The organism is uncultured Amaricoccus sp. (assembly GCF_937858865.1).
Classification (GTDB): domain Bacteria; phylum Pseudomonadota; class Alphaproteobacteria; order Rhodobacterales; family Rhodobacteraceae; genus Amaricoccus.
Window position 1 is genome coordinate 1 of record NZ_CALLYO010000566.1, and the last position, 3,704, is coordinate 3,704.

Annotated in this window: 4 protein-coding genes; all 4 read right to left on the reverse strand. The window is 77.6% G+C overall.

Annotation, left to right across the window (positions count from 1 at the left end):
- Genes cobF through cobM form a run of 4 tightly spaced genes read right to left on the reverse strand, consistent with a single transcriptional unit; the run spans position 1 to position 3,615 of the window.
- Positions 1–750, reverse strand: a complete 750-nt coding sequence (cobF, locus tag Q0112_RS16745; RefSeq protein ID WP_297977129.1) for a precorrin-6A synthase (deacetylating) — start codon at positions 748–750, stop codon at positions 1–3.
- A 5-nt stretch (positions 751–755) separates the two neighbouring features.
- Positions 756–2,063: a cobyrinate a,c-diamide synthase gene (locus tag Q0112_RS16750; protein ID WP_297977130.1), complete on the reverse strand. Its 1,308-nt coding sequence runs from the start codon at positions 2,061–2,063 to the stop codon at positions 756–758.
- Complete coding sequence (gene cobA / locus Q0112_RS16755; RefSeq protein WP_297977131.1) at positions 2,060–2,854, reverse strand: uroporphyrinogen-III C-methyltransferase; 795 nt, start codon at positions 2,852–2,854, stop codon at positions 2,060–2,062. The genes Q0112_RS16750 and cobA overlap by 4 nt, the downstream gene beginning before the upstream one ends.
- On the reverse strand, positions 2,851–3,615 hold the full coding sequence (gene cobM / locus Q0112_RS16760) for a precorrin-4 C(11)-methyltransferase (RefSeq protein ID WP_297977132.1): 765 nt from the start codon (positions 3,613–3,615) through the stop codon (positions 2,851–2,853). Before cobM ends, cobA begins: the two co-directional genes overlap by 4 nt.
- Between the last annotated feature and the right edge of the window lie 89 nt (positions 3,616–3,704).

The following is a 3,704-nucleotide window of genomic DNA, read 5'->3' on the forward strand; positions in this document are numbered from 1 at the left end:
TCAGCCGCGCCGGAGGAGGTAGGCGTCCATGATCCAGCCGTTGGCGGCGCGCGCCGCCGCGCGGGTCTCGGCGATGCGGCCGGCGACCTCGGCGAGCGGCCCGGCGACGAGGATCTCGTCCGGCATGCCGAGGTAGGCCCCCCAGTAGATCGTCACCCCCTCCGGGTCGATCGCGCGGAAGGCGCCGTCGCCGTCGAGGAGGACCGCCGTCGTCTCCGCAGTCGCCCCGGCCCTGGCGCGCCCCTCGGCCAGCCGGCGGCCGGTGGTGATCTCGACCGCGCCGCCGATGGCGTTGAGCGGGATGGCGTGGCGCGCTGCGAGCACCTGCAGGCTGGTGATCCCCGGGACCACCCGGCGCGCGAAGGCGAGGCCGTCCGCCGCGAGCAGGTCGAGGATGCGCAGTGTGCTGTCGTAGAGCGAGGGATCGCCCCAGACGAGCAGCGCGGCGCGGCCCGTCTCCGGCTCGAGCAGGCGGCGGTAGCGGGCGGCGATCTCGCGGTGCCAGGCGTCGACCCCGGCGCGGTAGCCGCCGGCGGCGTCGCGCACCGGCATGTCGAACTCGACGATGCGGGTGGCCGGGTTCTCGAGGAACCGCTCGCAGATCGCCCGGCGCAGGTCGGCGAGGTCGGCCTTGGCCGCCCCCTTGCGCGGGATCAGCACCAGGTCGGCGGCGTTGAGCGCCCCGATGCCCTCCACCGTCATATGCTCGGGGTTGCCGGTGCCGATGCCGATGACGACGATCTCGAGCATGCGCCTCACTCCATGGCGATGGCGTGGAAGAAGGTGCCGGTGACGTTGCCGCGGCGGGCGCCCGAGACCCCGAGCGGCCGGCCCTCGCCGTCGGCGAGCTCGGCGAGCGGCGGATCGTCGCCCGGCTCGGTCACGCGCGAATAGTGGAACTCGTGGCCGCGGATCCGCGCGCCGGCGGGGCCGATCGGCGCGGCGCCGATCAGCCGGGCCTGCCGGTAGCCGAGGTTCATCCGCCGCTGCGCGTAGCTGGTGACCTGGCCGAGGAGGCCGGCCATCGGGTGGGTCACGCCGCCCGCGTCCTCGATGGCCCGGCCGAGCACCATGAAGCCGCCGCACTCGCCGTGGACGCTTCCGGTCGCGGCGAAGCGGCGCAGGCCGGCGAGGAAGCGCCCGGCCGCCGCCAGCCGGCCGGCGTGCAGCTCCGGGTAGCCGCCCGGGAGCCAGCAGGCGTCGCAGGAGGGGTCGGGCGCCTCGTCGGCGAGCGGCGAGAAGCGGAGGATCTCGGCGCCGGCGGCGCGCCAGTGGCCGAGGACGTGCGGGTAGACGAAGGCGAAGGCGGCGTCGTCGGCGAGCGCGATCCGCTGGCCGGGCGGCGGCAGCGCGGCCACGGCGCTGCCGCCCGCGTCGAGCGGCCGGGCGAGCGTAAGCACCGCGTCGAGGTCGATCGAGCGGGCCATCACCTCGGCCAGCCGCTCGATGAAGGCCTCGAGCGCGGCATGCTCGCGCGCCTGGACGAGGCCGAGGTGGCGCTCGGGCAGGGCCATGTCCGGGTTGCGGTGGACGGCGCCGACCACCGGCAGGCCGAGCGCCTCGACTGCGGCGCGGCAGAGCCGCTCGTGGCGCTCGCTCGCCACCTGGTTCAGCACGACGCCGGCGATCCGCACCCCCGGGTCGTGGCTCGCAAAGCCGCGGGCGATGGCGGCGACGGTCTGCGACTGCCCCGAGACGTCGAGGACGAGGAGGACCGGCACCCCCCAGGCGCGCGCGAGGTCGGCGGCCGCGCCGCTGCGGCCGGGGGCGGCCGGCACGCCGTCGAAGAGGCCCATCGCGCTCTCGATCACGAGCACCTCCGCCTCGGCCTGCGCCGCGGCGAGGTGGCCGAGGAAGGCGGGGGGCATCGCCCAGCTGTCGAGGTTCACCCCCGGCGCGCCGGTCGCGGCGGCATGGAAGCCCGGGTCGATATAGTCGGGCCCGGACTTGGCGCCGCGCACGGCGAGCCCGCGGCGGGCGAGCGCGCGCATGAGGCCGATGGCGACGCTGGTCTTGCCCGAGCCCGAGCGCGCGGCCCCGACGATGAAGGCCCGCGCGGTCATGCCGGCGCCGCCGCGGCGGCGACCGCCAGCAGCTCGTCGCGGAGCGCGACGATGGCGCCGACGACGATGACGGCGGGGGGGCGGATGCCTTCCTCGGCGGCGCGGGCGGCGATCGAGCCGAGGTCGGCGACGAGGATGCGCTCGTCCGGACAGGTGGCCGAGGCGATGACGGCGGCGGGCGTCGCGGCGGGGAGGCCGCCTTCGACCAGCGCCGCGGCGATCTCGCGGAGCGCGCCGAGGCCCATGTAGACGACGATCGGCTGGCCGGTGCGGGCGAGGGCGGCCCAGTCGAGGTCGGCGGCATGGCCGGTGGCGAGGATCAGCGCCCGGCTCACCCCGCGCTGCGTCGCCGGGATGCGGGCGGCGGCGAGGGCGGCGAAGGCCGAGGTGACGCCCGGCAGCACCCGGAACGGGATGCCGGCGCGGGCGAGCGCCAGCGCCTCGTCGCCGCCGCGGCCGAAGATGTTGGGGTCGCCCCCCTTGAGGCGGAGCACCCGCCTGCCGGCGCGGGCGAGCGCGACCAGCAGGGCGTCGATCTCCTCCTGCGGCGTCGAGGGTCGGCCGCTGCGCTTGCCGACGAAGTGCAGCGCGGCGCCCTCCGCCGCCCGCAGCGCCGCCGGGTCGACCAGCGCGTCGTAGACGACCGCCTCGGCCGCGGCGAGCGCCGCGACGACGTCGAGCGTCAGGTAGCCGAGCCCGCCCGGCCCCGCACCGGCGAGCCAGACGTGGCCGGGCTCGAAGGCGGGGAAGTCGGGCGCGAGGCGGGCGAGCGCGTCGGAGAGCCGGGTCATGGCCCCTCCCGCCCGCGGAAGCGGCGCTGGTAGCCGGCGTCGTAGAGCGCGCTCTCGCGGAAGCCGGCGGCGGCGAGGCCGGGGCCGACGAAGACGATGGCGGTGCGGTCGATCGGGTCGGCGGCGACGGCCGCCTCGATCGTCGCGAGGGTGCCGCGCAGGACGCGCTCCTCGGGCCAGGTGGCGCGGGCGACGATGGCGACCGGGCAGTCGGGGCCGTAGAGCGGGACGAGCTCGGCGACGACGCGGGGGAGCGCGTGGATCGCGAGGTGCACCGCGAGCGTCGCCCCGGTGGCGCCGAAGCCCGCCAGCGTCTCGCCGGGCGGCATCGCCGAGGCGCGGCCGGGGACGCGGGTGAGGACGAGGCTCTGGGCGATCTCGGGGATGGTGAGCTCGCGGCCGAGCGCGGCCGCGGCGCCGGCGAAGGCCGGGACGCCCGGGGTGAGCGTCCAGGGGATGCCGCGGGCGTCGAGCCGGCGCGTCTGCTCGGCGAGCGCGCTCCAGATCGAGAGGTCGCCCGAGTGGAGACGGGCGACGTCCTGCCCGGCGGCATCGGCGGCGACGAGCTCGGCTTCGATCTCGTCGAGCGAGAGGGGGGCGGTGTCGACGAGCCGGGCGCCCGGCGGGCAGTGGGCGAGGAGCGCCGCGGGCACCACCGACCCGGCGTAGAGGCAGACCGGGCAGCGGGCGAGGAGGTCGCGGCCGCGGAGCGTGATGAGGTCGGCCGCGCCGGGGCCGGCGCCGATGAAGTGCACGGTCATCGGCGGTCCTCGGCGACGGCGATGGCGCAGGTGACGCGGCCGGCGACGATCCGCGGCCCGAGGAGCCGCGCCGACGGCCCGGCCGCCCC